We start from the raw sequence: 21,486 nt of genomic DNA, 5'->3' as shown, positions 1-21,486 counted from the left end.
CCCTACCAGCGCCCGCCCGGGGTGCCGGGCGGGCGCTGGTAGGGGTCGTCCGGCTGTGCGGGTGATCCGTAGGTCGTCATCTCTTCCTCAGGGGTGCGGTGGCTCAGCGCTGCTTCAGGCAGAGCACGAAGTCGAGGGTGTCCAGCTCGCTGTCGAAGAAGTACCAGTTGGTGTAGCCGTCAACCTTGGCGCACTTCGCCGCGGCGTCCTTCTCGCCGCTGGTCGCCCCGTCGATCCGGCGCAGCACCTCGTAGGTCTGCGGCGCGCACTCGCTGATCAGCAGCTTGGGCTTGCCGCCGGCCGGCCCGTCGTTGCGGACGCACTGGCCGGCCTTGACGAAGCGCGGATCGGTGGAGGACTCGGGGGCGGGTGTGCTCGGCGCGGCGGCCGTCGCGCCCGCCGGGGATTCCGGCGGGTCGGTCCGGGCCGCGGGCGCGGGCCCGCTCGGCGTGGCGACGGGCTTCCTGTCGTCCTGGTCGAGCAGGTAGAGCACCGCGGCCCCGCCGACCAGCACCAGCAACGTCACCGTGGCCAGCACCGCGACGACCGGGGCCGCCCGCCCGCGCCGGCGTCGCGGTGGCGGGGCGGGACCTTCCGCGTACGGGGAGGGGCCGGCGGTGCCGTCGCTCCGGGCGGCGTACGGCACCGGGCCGTGCCCCGGCGTGGGCGGGCCGTACGCGTCCGCCCAGGGCTCCTGCCCCGCAGACCCGGCCGACGGACCGTACGACTCGTCGGGGTACCGCCCGTGCCACGGGTCCGGGTTGCCGCGACCCGGTGGTCCGTAGTTCGCCATGCACGCCTCCCGTGCGAGTGGTGAGAGGCCGGCCACCAACCGGGGACGCCGACGCCGACGTCACCGTAGCGTGTCCACCGATGAGCCCACCTCCACCGAGTGCGCAGCCGCCCGTCGACGCAGGTACCCGGCCCGGCCCGGCCGCCGGGGCGGGTCGTCCGGCTGCTGCCACGCCGGCCCTGCTCTGGACCGCGCTGCTGCTGGTCTACGTCCTGTGGGGCTCCACCTACCTGGGCATCAAGATCGTGGTGGAGTCCATGCCGCCGCTCGGCTCGGCGGCCGCCCGGTTCGCCGCCGCCGGCCTGGTGCTGGCGGTCGTGCTGCGGGCACGGCGGGGGCGGGGCGCGCTGCGGGTGGACCGGCGACAGCTCGCCTCGGCCGCGCTGGTCGGGGTCCTCCTGCTGGCCTGCGGCAACGGGTTGGTGGTGCTCGCCGAGTCCGGTCCGGTGGGGGTGGCGGTGCCGTCCGGGGTCGCCGCCCTGCTGGTGGCGACCGTTCCGCTGCTGGTGGTGCTGCTGCGTACGGTCACCGGCGACCGGCCCCGGTCGTGGACGCTGGCGGGGGTGACGCTGGGCTTCGTCGGCCTGGTGCTGCTGGTGCTGCCGACCGGCGGGGCGGACGCCGTGCCGCTCGCCGGGGCGCTGACCGTGGTCGCGGCGGCCACCTGCTGGTCGGTCGGCTCCTTCCTCTCCGGGCGGATCCGGATGCCCGCCGATCCGTTCGTCGCCACCGTCTACGAGATGTTCGCCGGGGCGGCGGCGTTGGCCCTCCTCTCGGTGGGCCGGGGCGAGCTGCGCGGCTTCGACCTGGGCGCGGTGACCACCCGGTCGTGGCTCGCGCTCGCGTACCTGATGGTGGCCGGCTCGCTGGTCGCCTTCACCGCGTACGTCTGGCTGCTGCACCACGCCCCGATCTCGCTGGCCTCCACGTACGCCTACGTCAACCCGGTGGTCGCGGTGGCGCTCGGCGCGTTGTTCGCCGCCGAGCCGGTCACCGCGCGGGTGGTGCTCGGCGGCGCGGTCATCGTCGCCGGAGTGGCCCTCGTGGTGAGCACCGAGAGACCCCGACGTCCCGTCCGGGGGGCCGCGCCGGAGCCGTCGCGCCGGTAGCGTCCGCCCGTGTCGACCGGGCTGCTGGCATGCGTGGCGCTGCTCGGCGCCCTGGCCGGCCTCGCCGCACCCCGGGTCGCCCGCCACTTCACCGCCCCGCTCGCACCGCGCGTCGCCGGGGCGCCGAACGCGGTGCGGGACGCCGGCACCGCCCCGCTCGCACCGCGCGTCGTCGAGGCCGCGCCGGGCGTGGTGCGCGTCGCCGGGGCGGTGCCGTCCGCCGGGTGGGGCGCGACGGCGGGTGCGGTCGCCTTCGCCGGGCTCGCGGCGGCCCTGGGGGCGGATCCGGTCCTGCCGGTCCTCCTCGTGCTGGCCGCCGTCGGGCTGGTGCTCGCCCTGGTCGACCTGGCCTGCCTGCGGCTGCCCGACCCGCTGGTCGGTGCCGCCGCGCTGGTCGCCGCCGGCGGGCTGACCGGCGCGGCGGCGACGGCCGGTAGCCCCGGGCGCCTGCTCGGCGCGGTGGCGGGGGCGGCGCTCTGCTTCGCCTGCCACGTGGTGCTGGCGGTGCTGCCCGGCTCCCGGCTGGGCTTCGGCGACGTGAAGCTCGCCGCCGTCCTGGGCCTGCCGCTCGGCTGGCTCGGCGGGTCGTCCCTGGCGCTCGGGCTGATCCTGCCGCACCTGCTGCACGGTGTGCTGGTGCTCGTCCTGCTGGTGTCCGGCAGGGTGCGTCGCGACACCCCGCTCCCGCTGGGCCCGGCCCTGCTCACCGGCGCCTGGCTGGCCGCCCTGGCCGCCTGAGGCCGCCGCACCGACCGGCGCACCGGTGCCTGACGGCCTGACGCGCCCCGCACGGACGGGCACACCGGGCCGCCCTGACCGCCTGAGCCGGTCACCCGCGGCCGGAAGGACCCACAGCCAGCCCGACGGGGTGGCTCAGATCAGGCGGAGCTGGCGGTCGCGGGGGCGGCGGGGTTCGGCCTCGCCGAAGCGCTCGAAGAGGCCCGGGTCGATGACGTCGAGGAACGGCGACGGGGCGCACTCGCGTTCCGTGCCGTGCCGGCTGCGGCGGGCCGCGTGGGTCACGTACAGCCGGTCCTGGGCCCGGGTCAGCCCGACGAAGAAGAGCCGCCGTTCCTCGGCGATTGCGTCGTCGTCGGGGGTGCTGCCGGGCCAGCGCAGCGGGAGCAGCCCGTCCTCGGCGCCGACCAGGAAGACCACCGGGAACTCCAGCCCCTTGGCGGCGTGCAGGGTGAGCAGGGTGACCGCCTCGGCGCGCGGGTCGAGCGCGTCCACCTCCGCCCCGGTGGCGAGCTGGGACAGGAACAGCGGCAGGTCGTCGCCGCAGCGGCGGGCCAGCGGGGTGAGCAGGTCGACGGCCGAGCGGACGTCCTCCGGGCGTACCGCGCCGGCACCGTCCAGCGTGGGCACCGCGAAGCGCTCCGCCAGCACCTGCCCGGCCAGCCGGACCCGGGCGGCCAGCGAGCCGTCGAGCCCGTCGGCGTGGCGCAGCTCGCGGGCGATGGCGGACACCCCGGGCCGGTCCCGCAGCCGGTCGTGCGAGCGCTTCTGCACCGGGATGTTCGCCCGCGCGAGCGCGTCCACGATCGGTGCGGCCTGCGCGTCGGTGCGGTAGAGCACCGCGATGTCCGAGAACGAGAGCGAGGTGGACCGGCCGTCGATCCGCCCCGAGTCCAGCGACCGGTGGGAGAGGCCGCCGACCAGCTCGTCGATGGTGCGTACGACGAAGTCGGCCTCGTCGGAGACGGAGGCCGCCGGGTAGCGACCCACCAGCGGGGCCTCCGGGTCGAGCCGGGCCGGGTCGAGCCGGCGGCCACGGACCAGCGACGACGGCGCGATGGCCTGCACGGCGGCGGCCAGGATGGGGGCCGAGGAGCGGTAGTTGCGGTTCAGCCGGACCAGCCGGGCGTCGGTGAAGTCCTGCGAGAAGCGCAGGAAGTAGCCGACGTCGGCACCCCGGAAGGAGTAGATCGCCTGGTCCGGGTCGCCGATCGCGCAGAGGTTGCCGTCGGCGGGGCTGAGCAGGCGCAGCAGCTCGTACTGCACCTCGTCGACGTCCTGGTACTCGTCGACGAAGATCCAGCGCCAGCGCTCCCGGTAGTGCCGTACCAACTTCTTGTCGGCCCTCAGCAGCGCGACCGGCAGGGTCAGCAGCTCGTCCAGGTCCACCAGGTCCTGCTTGCGCAGCAGCGCCGCGTAGCCGGCCTCGTCGTCGCCGGCCTCGGCGCGGGCCTCCGCCCGCTGGGCGTCGTCGGCGATCCGGAAGTCCGTCGGCAGGCCGGCGGCGTCGGCGTTCTCCCGCAGGATGGTCAGGCCCAGCGAGTGGAAGGTGCCGACGGTGACGTCCTCGGCGACCGGGCCGAGCAGGCTGTCGAGGCGGTGCCGCAGTTCCTCGGCGGCCCGTCGGGTGAACGTGATCGCCAGGCACTGCTCCGGGAAGACGTTCAGTTCCGCGCAGAGGTAGGCGATCCGGTGGGTCAGGGTCCGGGTCTTGCCGGTGCCCGGTCCGGCGACGATGAGCAGCGGCCCGCCCGGCGCGGAGGCGGCCACCCGCTGCATGGCGTCCAGGCGGTCCAGCAGGCCGGTGCCGACCTCCTCCATACCGGCGAGCATCGGCTCGAACGGCTCGTGCGGCGAGGGCGTCGGCGCGATCGGGGGCGGGGGCGCGGCCGGCGCGGCCTTGCGTTTCGGTTCGGGCTTGGCCGCCGCCGGGCGCTTGGCCCGGGGCTTCGGCGCCGGCTCCGCCGGGGTGCGCTGCGCCGGCACGGGTACGTCGAAGAGCGTCTCCTGGGCCCCGCCGGCGTTGCCGCCCAGCTCGGCCGGGTCGAAGAGGGTGATGACGCCGTACTCGCCGTCGTAGCCGGGGACCCGGCGGACGTCGCCCCGGCGCAGCCGGCCGATGCCCTCGGCGAGCAGTTCCCCGCCGACCCGGCCGATCTCGTCGAGCGGCGTGCTGGTGAGGATCTCCAACTCCGGGCCGAGGGCGGCGATCAGCTCGTGGAGCTTCCCCTCGACCCGCTTGGACCGGGCGCCCACCTTGTTGATCTCGCCGAGGATCTCGGCCAGCGGCACCAGGTGGGTGACGTCGGGGGCGTGCGCGGGCCGGTGCCCCGACGGCCGGTCAGCCAGCTCCTCGATCCGGCTGAGCACGCCCACGGTCAGCGGCTTGCCGCACTCCGGGCAGCGGCCGTCGGCGGCCCGGGTCCGCTCGGGCGGCCAGTTGATCCCGCAGAGCCGGTGCCCGTCCCCGTGGTACTTGCCCTCCTCGGGGAAGAACTCGATGGTCCCGGCGAGCCCGTCACCGGTACGCAGGGCGTCCCGGATCGCGAAGTAGTCGCGGGCGGTGGCGAAGACGGTCGCCTCCCGGGCCAGCGCCGGCGGCGAGTGCGCGTCGGAGTTCGACACCAGCCGGTAGCCGTCCAGGCTGCCGACGCGCCAGTTCATCTCGGGGTCGGAGGAGAGGCCGGTCTCCACGGCGAAGATGTGCTCGGCCAGGTCGGCGTAGCAGTCGGCGATCGCGTCGAAGCCCGACTTGGAGCCCAGCGCGGAGAACCACGGGGTCCAGATGTGCGCCGGCACCAGGTAGCCGTCGGGGCTGGCCTCCAGGGTGATCTCCAGCAGGTCCCGGGAGTCCAGGCCGAGGATCGGCCGGCCGTCCGAGCCGAGGTTGCCGATCCGCCCGAGCGCCGTGTTGAACCGGGCCACCGCGTCCAGGTCGGGCAGGTAGATCAGGTGGTGCACCTTGCGGGTGCGGTCGTCCCGCTTGTAGATCGTGGAGATCTCCACGCTGAGCATGAACCTGACCGGGTCCGCCTCCGCCTCGCTCGCCAGCCGGGGCGGCAGCCGGCGGGCGATGTCCCGCTCCGCCTCCGGGCTGAGCCGGTGCAGGCCGGGCTCGGCTGGGTGCAGCGTCTCGCGGAGGTGGTCGTACCAGGCGGGGTGGGTGAAGTCGCCGGTGCCGAGCACCCCGATGCCCTTGCGCCGCGCCCACCAGCCGAGGTTGGGCAGGGTGAGGTCGCGGCTGCACGCGCGCGAGTACTTCGAGTGGATGTGCAGATCCGCGACGAACGGCGGGACGCCGCCGGGGGGTGCGGGACTGAACGGAGGCACGCCGCATCCTGTCACGCCCGCGCCATTACCCACCCGTCGCCACGCACACCCGTGACCTGAGCATCCGGTGCTGGACAACGCCGGCCGCCCGCGCTATGGGTCAGCGGGAGCGCAGCTCCACCAGGGTGATCTGCGGCTCGGCGCCGACGCGGACCGGCGGGCCCCAGAAGCCGGCACCGTTGGTGACGTAGACCTTGGTGCCGTCCACCTCGCCGAGGCCGGAGACCACCGGCTGCTGGAGCTTCACCAACAGGTTGAACGGGACCATCTGGCCGCCGTGGGTGTGCCCGGAGAGCTGGAGGTCGACGCCGAACTTCGCCGCCTCCGTCGCCGCGACCGGCTGGTGGGCGAGCAGCACCACCGGGCGGTTCGGGTCGCGGTCGCCGAGCGCCGCCGCGTAGTCCGCCGGGGCCGCCAGACCGGTGCCGGCGGCGGTGACGTCGTTCACCCCGGCCAGGTCGAGCACGCCGCCCCGGGCCTGGATCTCCGTCCGCTCGTTCTGCATGACCCGCAGGCCGAGCCGGTCCAGTTCCTGCACCCACTCCTCGACACCGGAGTAGTACTCGTGGTTGCCGGTGACGAAGTAGCTGCCGTGCCGGGAGCGCAGGCCGCGCAGCGGCTCGGCCGCCTCGCCCAGCTCGGCCACCGAGCCGTCGACCAGGTCGCCGACGACGGCGACGATGTCGGCGTCCAGGCGGTTGATCGCGGCGACGATCCGCTCGGTGTGCGCCCGTCCGCGCAGCGGACCGAGGTGGATGTCGGAGACCGTGGCGATCCGCAGGCCGTCCATGCTGCGGGGGAGCTTGGCCAGCGGGATCTGCACCCGGTCGAGCTGCGGCGGGCCGAGGGCGGTGCGGATGCCGTACCCGGTGAGGCCGGTGGCGGTGAGCCCGGCGAAGATCGCCGTCCCGCGGGCGAGCAGCAACCGGCGGGAAGGGTCGTGGTCGGGCTGCGCGACGGCAGCGGCGGCCGGCGGGTCCGCCGGACCCGCCGCGCCGACCATGGCGGGCTCGGGCGCGGCGGCGGTGGGCTCCGCGGCGGCGACCCGGCGGCGCAGCACGAGCTTCGCCACCGCCATCGGCACTTCCAGCGCCACGAGCAGGACCAGCAGGTAGAACATGACGGCGAGCCAGAGGTAGCCCGGCCACGCGAGCCAGTAGAGGCCCGCCTGGGTGCCGGCCATGGTCGCCGGTACGAGCAGCGCGAGCACCAGGGCGGTGATCCCGCCGATCCGCCGCCACCGGCCCGGGGCAGTGGTGTCCCGCACCAGGCGCTTCCACAGGTAGAGGTGGATCAGGCCGGTGACCAGCGCGATGGTGGCGACGAACGCCAGTGCCGCCAGCATGTGTGCGCCTCCCTCAGCCGCCCGCGAAGGGCGGCAGGACGTCGATCGTGGCCCCGGCCGGTAGCGGTGCCCGCCGATCATGACAGGTCACGCCGTCGACCAGGAAACTCGCCGCCTTCAGGACGACGGCGAGCCGCTCACCGTGCCGGGCGGTCAGCTCCACGACGAGTTCGTCCAGGGACCGCCCGGCGGATGCGGTCTCCTCGGTCCGGCCGGCGGCGGCCCGCGCCCCGGCGAAGTAGCGGACGGTCACCGGCGCCCCGGCGTCGGCGGCCTGGGCGGGCGGCCCGTTGACCGTCGCGCGTGCCTGGGCGGGTGGCCCGGGGTCAGCCGGGCGTGCCTGGGCCGGTGGTCCGGTGTCAGCCGGGCGCGTCGGTTCTGCCACGGTCAGCCTCCGATCGCGGACATCGGCCGGGCGGGCTGGAGGAAGGCCGGGTCGTCGATGCCGTGCCCGGCCCGCTTGCCCCACATCGCGGCCCGCCAGCGCCGGGCCAGCTCGTCGTCGTCCGCCCCGGCCCGCAGGGCGCCGCGCAGGTCGGACTCCTCGGTGGCGAAGAGGCAGGCGCGCACCTGCCCGTCGGCGGTGAGCCGGGTGCGGTCGCAGTCGCCGCAGAACGGCCGGGTGACGCTGGCGATCACGCCGACCCGGGCGGGGCCGCCGTCGACCAGCCAGGTCTCGGCCGGTGCCGCGCCACGCTCCGCCGGGTCGGGGACCAGGTCGAACTCCCCGCGCAGGGCGGCCAGGATCCCGTCGGCGGTGACCATGGTGGCCCGGTCCCAGCCGTGCTGGGCGTCCAGCGGCATCTGCTCGATGAACCGCAGCTCGTAGCCGTGGTCGAGGGCGAAGCGGAGCAGTCGGGGCGCCTCGTCGTCGTTGATGCCCCGCATCAGCACCGAATTGATCTTCACGGGGGTGAGTCCGGCCTCGGCGGCCCCGGCCAGCCCGGCCAGCACGTCCGCCAGGCGCGGGCGGCGGGTCAGCCGGACGAACCGCTCCGGATCCAGCGTGTCCAACGACACGTTCACCCGGTCCAGCCCGGCGGTGCGCAGCCCGGGGGCGAGCCGGTCCAGCCCGATGCCGTTGGTGGTGAGCGAGATGCGGGGGCGCGGCTCCAGCGCCGCCACGGCGGCCACGATGTCGGCCAGGCCGGGCCGGATCAGCGGCTCCCCGCCGGTGAACCGGACCTCGGTCACGCCGAGCAGGCGCACCGCGACCCCGACCAGCCGGACGATCTCGTCGTCGTCGAGCAGTTGCGGGCCGGGCAGCCAGGCCAGCCCTTCGGCCGGCATGCAGTAGGTGCAGCGCAGGTTGCACTTGTCGGTGAGGGAGACCCGCAGGTCCCGGGCGACGCGGCCGTACCGGTCGGCGAGGGCGCCGTCGGTCGGCGGGGCGGCGGTCACCCGTCGACGGTAGCGCGCCCGAGCCCGGCCAGGGCCGACCGGGCGGTACGGGCGACCGCATCCCGATACGCCGCGCCGAACAGTGCGGTGTGCACCAGCATCAGATGGAGCTGGTGCAGCGGCACCCGCTCCCGCCACCCGTCGGCCAACGGCCACTGCTCCGCGTACGCGGCGAGGATCCGGTCGAGGTGCGGCGCGCCGCCGAAGAGGGCCAACTGCGCCAGATCGGTCTCGCGGTGACCGCCGTGCGCCGCCGGGTCGACCAGCCAGACCCGGTCGTCCGCGCCCCAGAGCACGTTGCCCGGCCAGAGGTCCCCGTGGATCCGGGCCGGCGGCTCGTCACCGCCGAACTCGCCGATCCGCTCGACGACCTGCTCGACCAGACCGGCCTCGGCGCCGGTGAGCGCGCCGCCGTCGACCGACATCCGGAGGTACGGGACGAGCCGGGCCCGCGCGAACCAACCCGACCAGGGGCCGTCATCGGGCGTGTTGTCCGCCGGGAGCGCCCCGATGAAGCCGTTCCACCCGGCCCCGAAGGCCGACGCCCCGGCCCGGTGCAGCCCGGCCAGCTCCCGACCGAACCGCTCGGCCACCTCGGGCGTCGGCTCGCCGGGCTCGATCCACTCCAGCGCCAGCAGCCCGGGCAGCGCCACCACCACCTCCGGTACGGCGACCGTCCCGGCCTCGCGCAGCCAGCGCAGGCCGGCCGCCTCGGCGGCGAAGAAGCCCTCCGGCGCGGGCCTTCCGGCGGCCTCCGGCCAGGTCTTGGCGAACACCGAGTGCCCGTCGTCCAGCGTCAGCCGGGACGCGGCACAGATGTCGCCGCCGGCGACCGGCGTCTCCCGGATCCGCTGGTGGGTCAGGAAGGTCGGCAGGTGCTCCGGGTGCGCCCGCAGGTACGCCAGATCCATCTGCGCAAGGTAACCCCTCCCGCCGGCCGTACGGGTGCCGGCCGCACAGTGTCGGCGGCTCAGCCCGCCGGCTGCGCCCGGTCGCGTGGCACCGCCGTCACCACATGTCGGCGCCCATCCCCGGATCGCGCGACCTCAGTCGTCGGCGCGGGCGGGCCCGGGGGCGGTGCGCCGCCCCCGGGCGGCCAGCAGCGCCAGCACCCCGGCGGCCTGGATCGCCGTGAGCACCACCAGGGCGGTACGGAAGCCGGCCAGCCCGCCCCCGGCGACGGTCCAGCACAGCGCGGCGACCGCCGGCGCGAGCGTCGTTGCGATCATCCGGACGGTGCCGCCGACGCCGCCGGCGGCACCGGTCGAGCCGGTGGGCGCCGTCGCCATGACCGCCGCGATGACCGGGGTGTTGAACAGGCCGAATCCGACGCCGATCAGCGCGACCTGCCAGCCGAGGTGCACCAGCCCGGCGTCGGCGGAGAGGGTGACCGGCAGCAGCGTGGCCCCGGCGGTCAGCCCGGCGCCCGTCGCCGCCGTCGGCAGCGCGCCGACCCGGTCGGCGAGCCAGCCGGCGACGGGCGAGGTGACCGTCATGGCGCCGATCTGGACCAGCAGCAGCATCCCGGCCACCTCGGGGCCCTCGTGCAGCACGTCGGCGACGAAGTACGGCAGCAGGAAGACCGTCACCGCGACGTTGAAGCACACCAGGAACAGCCCGAGGGTGGTGAACCCGAAACGGCGGGCGCGGACCAGCGCGACGACCGGCCGTGAGGCGGGCAACCGCGCCCAGGTCAGGCCGAGTCCCACGGACAGCGCGCCGAGCCCGGCGGCCAGCACCGGCCGGGCCGTGATCTCGTCGACGGCGACGAGCACCGCGGCGACCGTGCCGCCCAGCAGCACCGCCTCGCGCAGCAGCGGCAGCCCCGGGGCGGGCAGCCCCCGGCCGTCGCGGGGCAACGCCCGCAGGCCCAGCCAGAGCGCGACCGCGACGAGAGGCAGCTTCAGCAGGAACACCGCGCGCCAACCGACGGCGCCGGCGACCAGCCCGCCTGACGAGGTGCCGGCCATCCCGCCGACGGTCATGATCGTCACCACCGCGCCGATCACGCGGGCCCGCTGGTCCGCCCGCACGGTCGCGGCGATGACCGGCAGGTAGACCGCCAGGGTGAGCCCGCCCGCGACGCCCTGGAGCAGCCGTACGGCCAGCAGCACCCACAGCGCCGGGGCGAGGGCGGCGAGCACGCTGGTGACCCCGACACCGGCCATGGACACGGCGAGGATCAGCCGGGGATCCGCCCGGTCGGCCCAGCGGCCGGCCGGGATGGCGATAGCGGCCATCGGCAGCGCGTACGCGAGCAGCACCCAGGTCGTGGCGGCCGGGTCGGCGCCCAGGTCGGCGCCGATCGAGGGCAGTACGACGCCGGCCATGCTCATCTCGGAGGTCGCCACGAGCATGGCGAGGGCGACCGCCACGACCGGGGCCCAGCGGGTGCGGACGGCCGGAGCCGACGACTGCGGTGCGGGTGCGGTGGTCATGGGCACCGACGGTAGGGACGCGAACCCTCGTCGGGCATCTGTCGAACGACCGTACCGGCCACCGGGGCCGGGCCGGGCCGGTCGACCGGTCAGTTGACAGATGGCGGGGCCCCGCCGGCTGCCTAGCGTGGTCGGCACACCCACCCCGAACGCACTGGGAGAGCACCATGACCACGCAGAAGCTGCGGCTCGCCGTCATCGTCGGCAGCACCCGGGCGGGCCGGTTCGGCCCGGTCGTGGCCGACTGGTTCGTCGACCGGGCGCGCCGGCACGACGGCTTCGAGATCGACGTGGTCGACCTGGCCGAGGTCGACCTGCCGCCGACGCTCACCGCGTTCGGCGCCCCGCAGCCGGCGGCGGTGGACGCGCTCGCGCCACGGCTGGCCGCCGCCGACGCCTTCGTGGTGGTGACACCCGAGTACAACCACAGCTACCCGGCCTCGATCAAGACCGCGATCGACTGGTACCGCGACGAGTGGCGCGCCAAGCCCGTCGGCTTCGTCTCCTACGGCGGGGTCTCCGGCGGGCTGCGCGCGGTGGAGCATCTGCGCCCGGTCTTCGCCGAGGTGCACGCGACGACGGTGCGGGACACCGTCAGCTTCCACGGCTGCTGGGACAGGTTCGACGAGGCGGGGGCGCCGGTGGAACCGCAGGGCTGCGACAACGCCGCCAAGACCGTCCTGGACCAGCTCGGCTGGTGGGGGCGGGCACTGCGGGAGGCCCGCCAGCGCGTCCCGTACGCGGCCTGAGGTCCGCGCGGGAGAGCGTTGCCGGACAGCGCGCGGTACGTGTCGACGGGCCCGGTGGCCGCGTAGCGTTGACCCCCGTGCTACACGGCCGAAGCGAGGAGACCGCCCGGATCGACGCCCTGCTCCGGCAGGCGCGGGCCGGGCGCAGCGGTGTGCTCGTCCTGCGGGGCGAGGCCGGCATCGGCAAGTCTGCGCTGCTCGGCGACGCCGCGGACCGCGCCGACGACATGCGGGTGCTGCGCACCGACGGCATCGAGTCGGAGGCGGGCTTCCCGTTCGCCGGGCTGCACCTGCTCCTGGGCCGCGAGATCGACCGGATCGACGCCCTGCCCGCCCCGCAGGCCCGGGCGTTGCGGGTGGCGCTCGGTCAGGAGGCCGGCGGCGACGTCGACCGCTACCTGGTCGGGCTGGCCGTGCTGACCCTGCTGGCCGAGCTGGCCGAGGAACGCCCGCTGCTCTGCCTGGTCGACGACGCGCACTGGCTCGACCCGGCCTCGGCGCAGGCGCTGCTCTTCGCCGTCCGACGGCTCGACGCCGAGCCGGTCGCGGTGATCGTCGCGGTCCGCACCGACGAGGTGTCCCCGTTCGACCCGGCCGGTCTGCCGGAGCTGCCGGTCGGGCCGTTGGGCGAGTCGGCCGCCGCCGAGGTGCTGGCGCAGCGGTCGGAGCCGGTACCCGGCCACCTCCGGCCCGATCTGCTCACCGAGGCGCAGGGCAATCCGCTCGCCCTGCTGGAGTTGCCGGTCGACGGCATGCCGCGCCGGCTGCCGTCCTCGCGCTACCAGCGACTCCACGAGGTCTTCGCCGAGCGGGTGCGGCGGCTGCCCGAGGCGACCCGGCGGCTGCTCGGCGTCGCCGCCGACGCGTCCTCCGCCGACGCCTCCGTGGTGTTCCCGGCCGCCGAGCGCCTCGGCTGCACCCGGGACGACCTGGCCCCCGCCGAGCAGGCACAGCTCGTGCGGCTGGTGGACGGCCGGCTGGTGTTCCGTCACCCGCTGGTGTTCTCGGCACTGCGGGACACCGTGGAGGCCGGCAGCCGGATGGCGGCGCACGAGGCGCTCGCGGCGGTCTACGCGGCCCGGGGCGACGTCTGCTCGTACGCCTGGCACCGGTCGGCGATGGCGACCGGGCCGGACGAGGAGGCGGCGGCCGCCCTGGAGACCGCCGCGCGGAGCGGGTCGGCCCGGGGAAGCGCCGTGGTCTCGGCGATGTACGAACGGGCCGCCGGGCTCACCGCGGACCGGGCCCGGCGCGGGCGGCGGCTGACCGTCGCGGCGGAGGCGGCGGCCGACACCGGCCAGCTGGACCGGGCCGCGACGCTGGCCGACCAGGCCGCCGACCACGTCACCGATCCCGTGCGAATGGCCGACATCGCCCTGGTCCGCGCCATGGTGCTGGACTCGGTGGACCGTCCCAGGGAGGCCCACCGCCTGCTCTCCGAGGCCGCCGTGGCGGTGGCCGCCCTCGACCCGAGCCTGGCCGGTCACCTGCTCTTCCGCGCGGGCCGGGCGGCCGCCCACGCGGGCGACTTCGACGCGCTGGACCGCACCGCCGCCCGGGCCGAGGAACTCGGCGTGCCCAGCGCCCACCTGGTCACCGCGCTGTCGCGTGCGTTCGCCGCGCAGAACGCCCTCACCGACGCCGCCGTCGCACCGCTGCGGGTCCTGGTCGAGGAGACGACCGGCTGCGACCGGCACCTCGAACTGCTCGACATCGGGTGGTGGCACATCATGCTGGCCGACCTGGAGAGCGCGGACGACGTCGCGGCGCGGCTGGCCGCCGTGGCCCGTCAGCAGGGTGCCGCCGGCCTGCTGGCCTCGGTGCTGCCGCTGCTCGCCCGCGCCCAGCTCATGCGGGGCCGGCACGACGACGCGGAGGCCAACGCGACGGAGGGGCTGCGGATCGCCGCCGACACCGGGCAGCGCCGGCACGCGGTCTACCTGACCACCGTGCTCGCCGGCCTGGCCGCCATCCGGGGTGAGGAACAGCGGTGCGTCGAGCTTGCGGCGGCACCGATCGCGCGGGGCGTGACGCCGGGCAACGTCCACGCGGCCGGCGCGCTGAGCCTGCTCGACCTGGGCCTCGGCCGGTACGAGGCGGCCTTCGGCCGACTCTCCGGCCTGCTGGGCGCGCGGCACCGGGGCGGCGCGATGGCCAGCCTTCCCGACCTGGTGGAGGCCGCGATCCGGGTGGACCGGCGGGAGGACGGGCTGGCCGCCGCCCGGCAGTACGCCGAATGGGCCGGCCGCGTCCGTCAGCCGTGGACGGGGGCGGTCGCGCTGCGCTGCCAGGCGCTGCTGGACGGCAACGCCGACGGCCAGTACGCCCGGGCGGTGGCCCTGCACCGGGAGGGCGGCACCCCGTTCGAGCAGGCCCGCACGGAGCTGCTGTACGGCGAGTGGCTGCGCCGGGCACGCCGGATCAGCGAGGCCCGGATCGTGCTGCACTCGGCGCTGGAGATCTTCGACCGGCTCCAGGCCCACCCCTGGAGCGCGCGGGCGCGTGCCGAGCTGCGCGCCGCCGGGGAGAGCGTGCGGGCCGCCGACCCGGGCGTCGTGCAGCGGTTGACCCCGCAGGAACACCAGGTGGTGCAGTTGGCGGCCCGCGGGCTGAGCAACCGGGAGATCGGCGCGCAGCTCTTCCTGAGCCCCCGGACGGTCGGCTACCACCTCTACAAGGCGTATCCCAAGCTGGGCGTCGGCTCCCGCAGCGAGCTGGCATCCCTGGTGGCGGCCCGGCCCGATCACCCCGCCCGCGTCGAGGCGTAAGCCTCCGAGCTGGGGAAACACGTTCCGTGACTGTGGATAACCCGCATGTCGTCCACAGGGGTCACTGACGGTGTCGACTGCGTTGCAGGCTGCCCGTCATGACCCCGACCGACCGCCCCCGGCTCGCCGTCCGTTCCCCCGCCGACCTGATCGCCGCCGTGCCCTTCCTGCTCGGCTTCCACCCGACCGACAGCGTCGTCGTGGTGGCGATGCGGGGCCGCCGGATCACCTTCGCCGCCCGCGCGGACCTGCCCGACCTCGCCGATCCGCGCGACCCCGCCGGGCACCTCGCCGGCGTCGTGGCCCGGCAGCACGCCGAGACCGCCACGGTCCTCGGCTACGGCCCGGCGCCGCTGGTCACCCCGGCGGTCGACGCCGTGCGCGCCGCGCTCACCGCCGCCGGGCTCCCCGTGCTCGACGCCCTGCGCGTCACCGAGGGCCGCTACTGGTCGTACCTCTGCACCGAGCCGGCGTGCTGCCCGCCCGACGGCACCCCCTACGACGTCGGCGCCAGCGAGGTCAGCGCGGCGGCCGTCTTCGCCGGCCAGGTCGCCCTGCCCGACCGGGCCGCCCTGGTCGCGCAGGTCGCCCCGGTGACCGGTCAGGCCCGTTCGGCCGTACGCCGGGCCACCGCCCGCGCCGAGCGACGCCTCGCGGACCTGCTCGACCGGGCGCCCGCGACCGACCCGCGCGGCGAGCGGACGCTGCGCTCCGCGGGAGCGGCGGCGGTACGCACCACGCTGCGTCGGCACCGGCGGGGTCAGCGGCTCACCGACGACGAGGTCGCCTGGCTGAGCGTGCTGCTGACCCACGTGCCCGTCCGCGACCACGCCTGGGAGCGCACCGACGGGCGGGACGAGGACATCGCGCTCTGGACCGACGTGCTGCGCCGGGCCGAGCCGGAGCTGATCGCCGTGCCGGCCGCGCTGCTGGCGTTCGCGGCCTGGCGGGCGGGGCAGGGCGCGCTGGCGGCCGTGGCCCTGGAACGGGCCCTGGCCGAGCATCCCGGCCACTCGATGGCGCTGCTCCTCGACGACCTGCTGCGCCGGGGCGTTCCGCCGTCGGAGCTGGACGGCTGGCCGGCGGTGGGATCGCCCGGAGTGCTACGCCGCCGGCGCAGCCGGCGCGGCCCCCGCTGACCCCGTCAGAGCATCCCGAGCGCGGCGCCGATGACGGCCTGAGCGGTACGGCTGAGCTCCTCACCCTTGGCGTCGGTCGCGGTGATCGAGTACTGCATCCTGAACCGGCCGTCGCGGGTGGCCGCCACGCCGGTCAGGTAGCCGAACCGGGAGCCCGTCTTGATCCACAGGACCTCGCCTCCGGGCAGCGGGAACGCGGTGAGCCCGGCGCTGTACCGGGCCGGACCACCGGCGACGTCGGAGACTGCGGGCAGGGTGAACATCTCGGCCAACTGGGCCGGCGGCACGACCCGGCCGGCGAAGAGCGCGGCGACGAACGTGTCCAGGTCGGCGAGGCTGGAGATGACGTTGCCGGAAGCCGGCGTGAAGGTCTGGCTCCACGTCGTGGCGTCCACCAGTTCGGTGGCCCCGTCGCGTACGACGGCCTGGTACCCGCGTGCGTGCGGACCGAGGATGCGCGGGTCGTCGCCGGGGGCGTACGTGTCCCGCAGATGGAGCGGGCGGGCGATCCGCCGGTCCAGCTCCCGCGCGTACGGGTGGCCGGTGACCTTCTCCACCAGCAGGCCGGCGACGATGTAGCCCATGTTGGTGTAGTGCTGCTTCGTCCCGGGCTCGAACTTCCGGGGGTTACGCAGGCCGAGTCGCACGATCTGCTCCGGGGCCCACCGGTCGTACCGGTGGGCGAGCTGCCACTCGATGCCGTCCGGCATGGTCGGGCTGGGGATGCCGTTGGTGTGGTCGAGCAGCTGACGGACGGTGACGGTCGGGTAGTCGGCGGGCAGCAGCCCGGGCAGGTGACGCTGGACCGGGTCGGCCAGGTCGATGCGGCCCTCGGCGACCAGTTGCAGCACCAGTGCGGCGGTGAAGACCTTGGTGACGCTGCCGATCCGGAAGCGTGCGTGCGGCGGCACGGGGGCCTGACTGCGCAGGTCCCGGACGCCGGTGGCGCCGGTCCAGCAGCCGTCCGGGGTGGTGATCCGGACCTGGGCGCTGGTGGCGTCGGCGTTGGGTAGTCCGGCGATCGCCTGCCGGAGTGGGCCGGGGTCGAGGGTGCCGGGGCGGCAGTCGGCGGCGGAACGGGCCGGGGGTGCGGCGGTGACCGCGCCGGGGGCCACGACGCTCAGCACGGTGGCGAGCGCCGTCGCCACGAGGGCGGTCCGGCTGTTCATGATTCTCATGACATCGAGCCTTGTCTCCCGGTGCCGGCCGGGGCATCGGGGAGATTCCCCTGGCGCACCCGGACCGGAAGACCGGGGAGAACCCCGCCAGGAAGGGGGCCGGCCGGCCCCCTTCCCCACCTCCACACGCGTCGGCGCAACGTGGCTGGCCGGGCGAGCCTGCGGCAGGTCAGGCCCGGCGACGTCCTGTTGCGACCCGGCTCAGCCCGCGTAGATCGTGGTCCACCCGGTGGCCCAGGCGAAGCAGGAACCGTTCTTGCCCAGGCCCTCGCGGGCGCGGATCTTGGTCACGTTGATGGCGAAACTGTAGTGGCCCGCACCGATCGGAGCGCTCTTGCCGCTTCCTTTGCTCATGTAGTCGATCTCGGCGCGGCCCGGATTCGAGGAGTAGCTGTAGTAGGCCTCGGTCTGCAGGCAGGCCGAGTAGCCGTCGGCGGCGGTGTCCTCCAGCGTGCCGCGCAGAATGACGCGTCCGTCCTCGACGCCGACAGACCCCGCCGCGTGCGCCCCCGCCACATCTCCGTTGGTGTGGTAGAGCGACCAGTTGGCGACGGCCAACGCCGGCGATGCCGTGAAAGCGAGGACGGCTGCGGTCGTCGCCGCACAGATGGTGAACCTACGGCCCGTGATGCGCATTGATCGCCTTTCCGGCTAGAAGGCCAGTGACTTGTAGCCGGACGCGTAGACGCACGTCCCGCTGCTGTTCGTGATGCCCTCGCGGGCCTTGATCGTGCTTACGTTGCTGGCAAAGCTGTAATATCCGGCGCTGCCCAGGCTCTTGCTGTTGCCGTAGCCGCCCACCCGGTCGTACTCCCTGCGGGTGCCGCCGTCCGAGTAGGTCGCGAAGAACTCCAGGCAGGCGGACTTCCCATCGCTCTTGGTGTCCTCCAAGGTGCCGAACACGCACACCCGACCAAGGCCGTCGCACTGGGTGGTGGTGTATCCGTCGGCGTGCGCACCGACGACATCCCCGTCGCTGTGGTACAGCGTCCAGCACTTGCCGAACAGGATGTCGCAGTCGGCTGCGGCAGCCGGGCTGGCGACGACCGCCGTCGACACGGCCAGCCCCACGGCAACTGCCAGCAGTAGTCGTACTGGTTTCATCAGGGCTCCCTTTCCATGGGAATCGAGCGATCTCCCTTGGGCGACCGCAGAGTGCTCTTGTGCGGATCAGGTCAGCATTGGTGGGAAGCGGGCGGGTGCGGCAGGATCCAACCGTTGCTGCGCAGGAAGGATTCGGAGATGTAGCCCTGCTGCTGGGTGCCGGCCTTACGTACGTGCCACCAGAGCGGGCTCGTGACCCCGTGGGCGGTGATCTTCTCACCGACTCGGTAACAGTGCAGATAGACGTCAGATCCGCTGTTCCAGGTGCCGTTCGAACTGCAACTACGCCACGGGCCGCTGCGATAGTTGACGTCGTCGCCGACGGTTACGGCTGTCCAATTGCTCGGATTGGACCACGGATAACTGCAGGCGGCGGAAGCCGTGGGCGTCCCGGCGACAACGCCAGCGGCACCCGAAACGAGGACGAAGATCGAAGCCAACAATCTGCGCATGGCGCGTAGTGGACCATGGCCTTCGATCGTCCAACAAGCACAGTTGGCAGAAATACCGCGAAGGTCCACGGACGTGTACCGCGGAAGTTTAGGGGCGAATACCGCGAGAGTTTACGGCGAACCTACGACCCGTCCTCCTCGCCCGTGACCCGCTGCCGGTAACTGTTCAGGGAGAGGCCGAGCACCGACCGGAACTCGTTGGCGAGGTGGGCGTGGTCGCTGTAGCCGAGGTCGGCCGCGACCGCGGCCAGGGTCGTGTCCGGGTCGGTACGCAGGCGTTCGGCCGCCTCCTGTAGTCGACGCCGACGGATCATCGTCGACGGCGGCAGCCCGACGTACCGTGCCGCGAGCCGCTGCAACGAGCGGGTGGACAGACGTACGCGTACGGCGGCATCCTCGACCGTCCGGATCGCCGGATCCGTGTCGATGGCCTCGGCCATCGCGTTGGCCAGCAGCGCCTCGTCGTTCGGCGGTGGGATCGCCTCGCTGAGCCACCCCGCGAAGGCGTCGACGGCCCGGCGGTGCCGGGTCCGCCGGTCGCCCGGCCGGGTCATCTCGCGGTGCACCCGCGCGTGCAGGTCGGGCAGGTCCACGGCCTCGTAGCGGTCCCGCAGGGCCGCCGGATCCGCGACGAGGTGGGGTACGGCCGCCGGCCGCAGCAGGGCGCCGACGGCCCAGCCCGTTCCGGTCAGGTCACGGTGCGAACTGCCGGTCGTCGGCCCGGAGATGCCGACCGCGTCCGGTTCGACGACGAGGTTGCAGGCGGGGAAGGCGATCAGGTGCTGCCGGGAGGACCGCCCCGGCTGGATCTGCCACTCCGGGATCCAGAACCACCGCACCAGCAGCCGCACCGCGTCCGGCGGCGGGAGCCGGTCGAACGTGGGCAGCCGCGCCGGATAGAGGACACCCCGTGGGCTCGCCCCACCCGGGTCGGGAACCTGGCGCGAATCTTCAAGCCGGCCCACGCCCGCCGTTCCTACGATCGGTCACATGACTGCAACGACCCGAGCCGCCGACGGTGAGCACACCACGAACGGTACGCCGCACGGCGCCACCAGCCTGACCCCCTTTCTGGCGATCCCCGACGCGCGCGGCGCCATCGACTTCTACCGGGAGATCTTCGGTGCCCGGGTGGTCGACGTGACCGAGATGGGCGGGGTCGTGGCCCACGCCGTCCTCGACTTCGGCCACGGGCTGCTGCAACTCGGCGAGCCGATGCCCGACTACGGGCTCGTCGCGGCCCCCGAAGGGGACCAGGACTGCTACTCGATGGGCCTCTACTGCCCCGACGTGGACGCCGTCGTCGCCCGGGCCGAGGCGGCCGGCGCCGTCGTCCGTGAGGCGCCGTCCACGTTCGTGTCCGGCGACCGGTTCGCCAGCATCAGGGACCCCTTCGGCGTACGGTGGTCGGTCATGACCCGGGTGGAGGACCTCTCCGAGAAGGAGAGCGCGCGACGGGTCGCCGAATGGGCCGAGCAGCAGAACCAGGCGAGCTGACACGGGGGCGACAGCGCCGGCCGCTCGCGTGATGCCCAGCCGTCCGCGGCTGCGTGAACGAAGGTCACTTTCCCAGCGTGCGTACCGCAGTCGAGGACACCGCGGCCAGTTCGGGCTGCGCAGGCAGGAACACCGTGGGGACACCGAGCGACTCGTTCATCGCGGCGAGCCGGTACTCGCTCTGCAGGTCCGTGGTGTTCCGCAAGCCGCGGACGATCACCCCTGCTTCGTGGCGACGGCAGTAGTCGGAGGTCAACCCGCTCCAGGCCGCAACGCTCACGGAGGTCCATTCGACCGGCAGAATGGCCCGGACAGCGGCCGCTCGCGCCTCTTCGTCGGTGCACGGATTCTTGAGGCTGTTGACCGCCACGAGCACGACCACTTCGTCGAAGAGGCGGCGTGCCCGGTCCACCACATCCAAATGCCCGGGAGTGAAGGGATCGAAGCTGCCGGGGTAGACCGCCCGCACGCCTCTGCCGGTGCTCATGGCCCGACTGTAGGTATCGGCTGTCGGATCCGCTCGCCCCTCGCCGTGGGCGGTACGTCACAGCCACAGGGACTCGCCCTGCCCGACGCAAGCAGCGACACCCTGGCCATGCCCTGAGCAGAATCGCTCGCTTCCCGGTCTGCTTCCCCGGCAGGCTGTCGAGATGAGAGCGAGCTTCAGCGGTGAGGTGGCGACGTACTACGCGAGGCACCGGCGTGGTTACCCGCCCGAGGTGCTCGATGCCCTCGTGGGAGCGTTCGGCCTCAGCGCCGAGGACGCGGTGGTCGACCTCGGCTGCGGCACCGGCCAGTTGAGCCTTCCGCTCGCCGCCCGGGTCGGGACCGTCATCGGCGTGGACCCGGAGCCGGACATGCTGGTTCTGGCCCGCCAGGCCGCCCTCGACGCCGCAACGGTCAACGCCTTGTGGATGCTCGGCACTGACAACGACCTGCCCGCACTGGGTCGGCTACTCGGCGGACGGACGATCGGCGCGCTGACCGCCGCCGTCGCCATCCACTTCATGGACCGCGACGCGCTGTTCAGGGCCGCCCGGCCGCTGCTGCGTCCCGGCGGTGGCGTCGCCGTCGTCACCAACGGAGCGCCGCTGTGGCTCCAGGACGCCGACTGGTCCAGGGCACTGCGCGATTGCCTGGAACGGCTGCTCGGGCACCCCGTCACAGCTGCCTGCCAAACCGACGACGCCGGCCGCCTACGCAACCAGGACGCCCTCGTTCGCGCCGGCTACCGGTACGCGGAGTCGTCGGTGCGGTACGACGCACCGCTCACCGTCGATGACATGGTCGGCGGCGTCTTCTCCGCCCTGTCGGCCGACCAGCTGCCTTCCACGCAGGGACGAGCCACGTTTGCCGCAGAGGTGCGCGACGCCCTCGGTGGACGCGACGAGGTCACCGAGGGGGTCCGCGTCTGGCTCCAGTTCGGTACGCCCGACTGAGAGCCG

At 74.4% G+C, this 21,486-nt stretch carries 20 protein-coding genes; 7 read left to right on the top strand and 13 right to left on the bottom strand.

Annotated elements, in window-relative coordinates; genetic code table 11:
- Positions 1-103: 103 nt before the first annotated feature.
- Positions 104-646, bottom strand: a complete 543-nt coding sequence (locus tag F6X68_RS10140) for a hypothetical protein (RefSeq protein WP_192581353.1) — start codon at positions 644-646, stop codon at positions 104-106.
- A gap of 227 nt (positions 647-873) precedes the next feature.
- Between F6X68_RS10140 and F6X68_RS10135 the strand changes: the two genes are divergently transcribed.
- The gene (locus tag F6X68_RS10135) at positions 874-1,902 is read left to right on the top strand and encodes an EamA family transporter (RefSeq protein ID WP_192581351.1); all 1,029 of its coding nucleotides are present in this window, start codon (positions 874-876) and stop codon (positions 1,900-1,902) included.
- 9 nt (positions 1,903-1,911) lie between these two features.
- Positions 1,912-2,640, top strand: coding sequence for a prepilin peptidase (locus tag F6X68_RS10130; RefSeq protein ID WP_225852122.1), 729 nt, complete (start codon positions 1,912-1,914; stop codon positions 2,638-2,640).
- A gap of 135 nt (positions 2,641-2,775) precedes the next feature.
- Here F6X68_RS10130 and F6X68_RS10125 read toward each other — a convergent pair whose 3' ends face one another.
- The 6 genes from F6X68_RS10125 to F6X68_RS10100 form a co-directional block, all read right to left on the bottom strand.
- Positions 2,776-5,970, bottom strand: a complete 3,195-nt coding sequence (locus F6X68_RS10125) for a UvrD-helicase domain-containing protein (protein WP_151454014.1) — start codon at positions 5,968-5,970, stop codon at positions 2,776-2,778.
- Positions 5,971-6,070: 100 nt separating this feature from the next.
- Entirely contained in the window at positions 6,071-7,315 is a 1,245-nt protein-coding gene (locus tag F6X68_RS10120; protein ID WP_151454013.1) for a metallophosphoesterase, read from the bottom strand.
- Between the two features lie 13 nt (positions 7,316-7,328).
- Positions 7,329-7,568: a MoaD/ThiS family protein gene (locus tag F6X68_RS10115; protein ID WP_151454019.1), complete on the bottom strand. Its 240-nt coding sequence runs from the start codon at positions 7,566-7,568 to the stop codon at positions 7,329-7,331.
- 134 nt (positions 7,569-7,702) lie between these two features.
- Positions 7,703-8,716, bottom strand: a complete 1,014-nt coding sequence (gene moaA, locus F6X68_RS10110; protein ID WP_151454012.1) for a GTP 3',8-cyclase MoaA — start codon at positions 8,714-8,716, stop codon at positions 7,703-7,705.
- The gene (locus F6X68_RS10105) at positions 8,713-9,627 is read right to left on the bottom strand and encodes a fructosamine kinase family protein (protein ID WP_151454011.1); all 915 of its coding nucleotides are present in this window, start codon (positions 9,625-9,627) and stop codon (positions 8,713-8,715) included. The genes moaA and F6X68_RS10105 overlap by 4 nt, the downstream gene beginning before the upstream one ends.
- 135 nt (positions 9,628-9,762) lie before the next feature.
- Positions 9,763-11,154, bottom strand: a complete 1,392-nt coding sequence (locus tag F6X68_RS10100) for an MFS transporter (RefSeq protein ID WP_151454010.1) — start codon at positions 11,152-11,154, stop codon at positions 9,763-9,765.
- Between the two features lie 167 nt (positions 11,155-11,321).
- Between F6X68_RS10100 and F6X68_RS10095 the strand changes: the two genes are divergently transcribed.
- From F6X68_RS10095 to F6X68_RS10085, 3 genes are all read left to right on the top strand, one after another.
- Positions 11,322-11,903, top strand: a complete 582-nt coding sequence (locus F6X68_RS10095) for an NADPH-dependent FMN reductase (protein WP_151454009.1) — start codon at positions 11,322-11,324, stop codon at positions 11,901-11,903.
- 77 nt (positions 11,904-11,980) lie between these two features.
- The gene (locus F6X68_RS10090; protein WP_151454008.1) at positions 11,981-14,671 is read left to right on the top strand and encodes an AAA family ATPase; all 2,691 of its coding nucleotides are present in this window, start codon (positions 11,981-11,983) and stop codon (positions 14,669-14,671) included.
- Positions 14,672-14,769: 98 nt separating this feature from the next.
- Entirely contained in the window at positions 14,770-15,810 is a 1,041-nt protein-coding gene (locus tag F6X68_RS10085; protein WP_151454007.1) for a DUF4192 domain-containing protein, read from the top strand.
- Between the two features lie 5 nt (positions 15,811-15,815).
- Here the strand turns inward: F6X68_RS10085 and F6X68_RS10080 are convergent, their stop codons facing one another.
- The 5 genes from F6X68_RS10080 to F6X68_RS10060 all read right to left on the bottom strand — a co-directional run bounded on the left by F6X68_RS10080 (position 15,816) and on the right by F6X68_RS10060 (position 19,509).
- A complete protein-coding gene (locus F6X68_RS10080) occupies positions 15,816-16,979 on the bottom strand; it encodes a serine hydrolase (RefSeq protein ID WP_151454006.1) in 1,164 nt (387 codons plus the stop codon).
- Between the two features lie 210 nt (positions 16,980-17,189).
- Positions 17,190-17,624: a hypothetical protein gene (locus F6X68_RS10075; RefSeq protein WP_151454005.1), complete on the bottom strand. Its 435-nt coding sequence runs from the start codon at positions 17,622-17,624 to the stop codon at positions 17,190-17,192.
- A gap of 15 nt (positions 17,625-17,639) precedes the next feature.
- Positions 17,640-18,092, bottom strand: a complete 453-nt coding sequence (locus F6X68_RS10070; protein ID WP_151454004.1) for a hypothetical protein — start codon at positions 18,090-18,092, stop codon at positions 17,640-17,642.
- A gap of 71 nt (positions 18,093-18,163) precedes the next feature.
- Complete coding sequence (locus F6X68_RS10065) at positions 18,164-18,544, bottom strand: hypothetical protein (protein WP_151454003.1); 381 nt, start codon at positions 18,542-18,544, stop codon at positions 18,164-18,166.
- Between the two features lie 122 nt (positions 18,545-18,666).
- On the bottom strand, positions 18,667-19,509 hold the full coding sequence (locus F6X68_RS10060; RefSeq protein ID WP_151454002.1) for a helix-turn-helix domain-containing protein: 843 nt from the start codon (positions 19,507-19,509) through the stop codon (positions 18,667-18,669).
- 25 nt (positions 19,510-19,534) lie between these two features.
- Between F6X68_RS10060 and F6X68_RS10055 the strand changes: the two genes are divergently transcribed.
- Positions 19,535-20,041 carry a glyoxalase/bleomycin resistance/extradiol dioxygenase family protein gene (locus F6X68_RS10055; protein WP_132240483.1) on the top strand — a complete coding sequence of 169 codons (507 nt, stop codon included), beginning with the start codon at positions 19,535-19,537 and terminating at the stop codon, positions 20,039-20,041.
- Between the two features lie 64 nt (positions 20,042-20,105).
- Here the strand turns inward: F6X68_RS10055 and coaD are convergent, their stop codons facing one another.
- Positions 20,106-20,528, bottom strand: coding sequence for a pantetheine-phosphate adenylyltransferase (gene coaD, locus F6X68_RS10050; protein ID WP_151454001.1), 423 nt, complete (start codon positions 20,526-20,528; stop codon positions 20,106-20,108).
- A gap of 163 nt (positions 20,529-20,691) precedes the next feature.
- Here coaD and F6X68_RS10045 point away from each other — a divergent pair, with 163 nt between their 5' ends.
- On the top strand, positions 20,692-21,480 hold the full coding sequence (locus F6X68_RS10045; RefSeq protein ID WP_151454000.1) for a class I SAM-dependent methyltransferase: 789 nt from the start codon (positions 20,692-20,694) through the stop codon (positions 21,478-21,480).
- Positions 21,481-21,486 lie beyond the last annotated feature (6 nt).

Origin of the sequence: Micromonospora sp. AMSO12t, from assembly GCF_008806585.1 — a bacterium.
In the GTDB taxonomy this organism is placed as follows: domain Bacteria; phylum Actinomycetota; class Actinomycetes; order Mycobacteriales; family Micromonosporaceae; genus Micromonospora; species Micromonospora reichwaldensis.
This window is presented reverse-complemented; position numbering and strand designations above follow the sequence as displayed.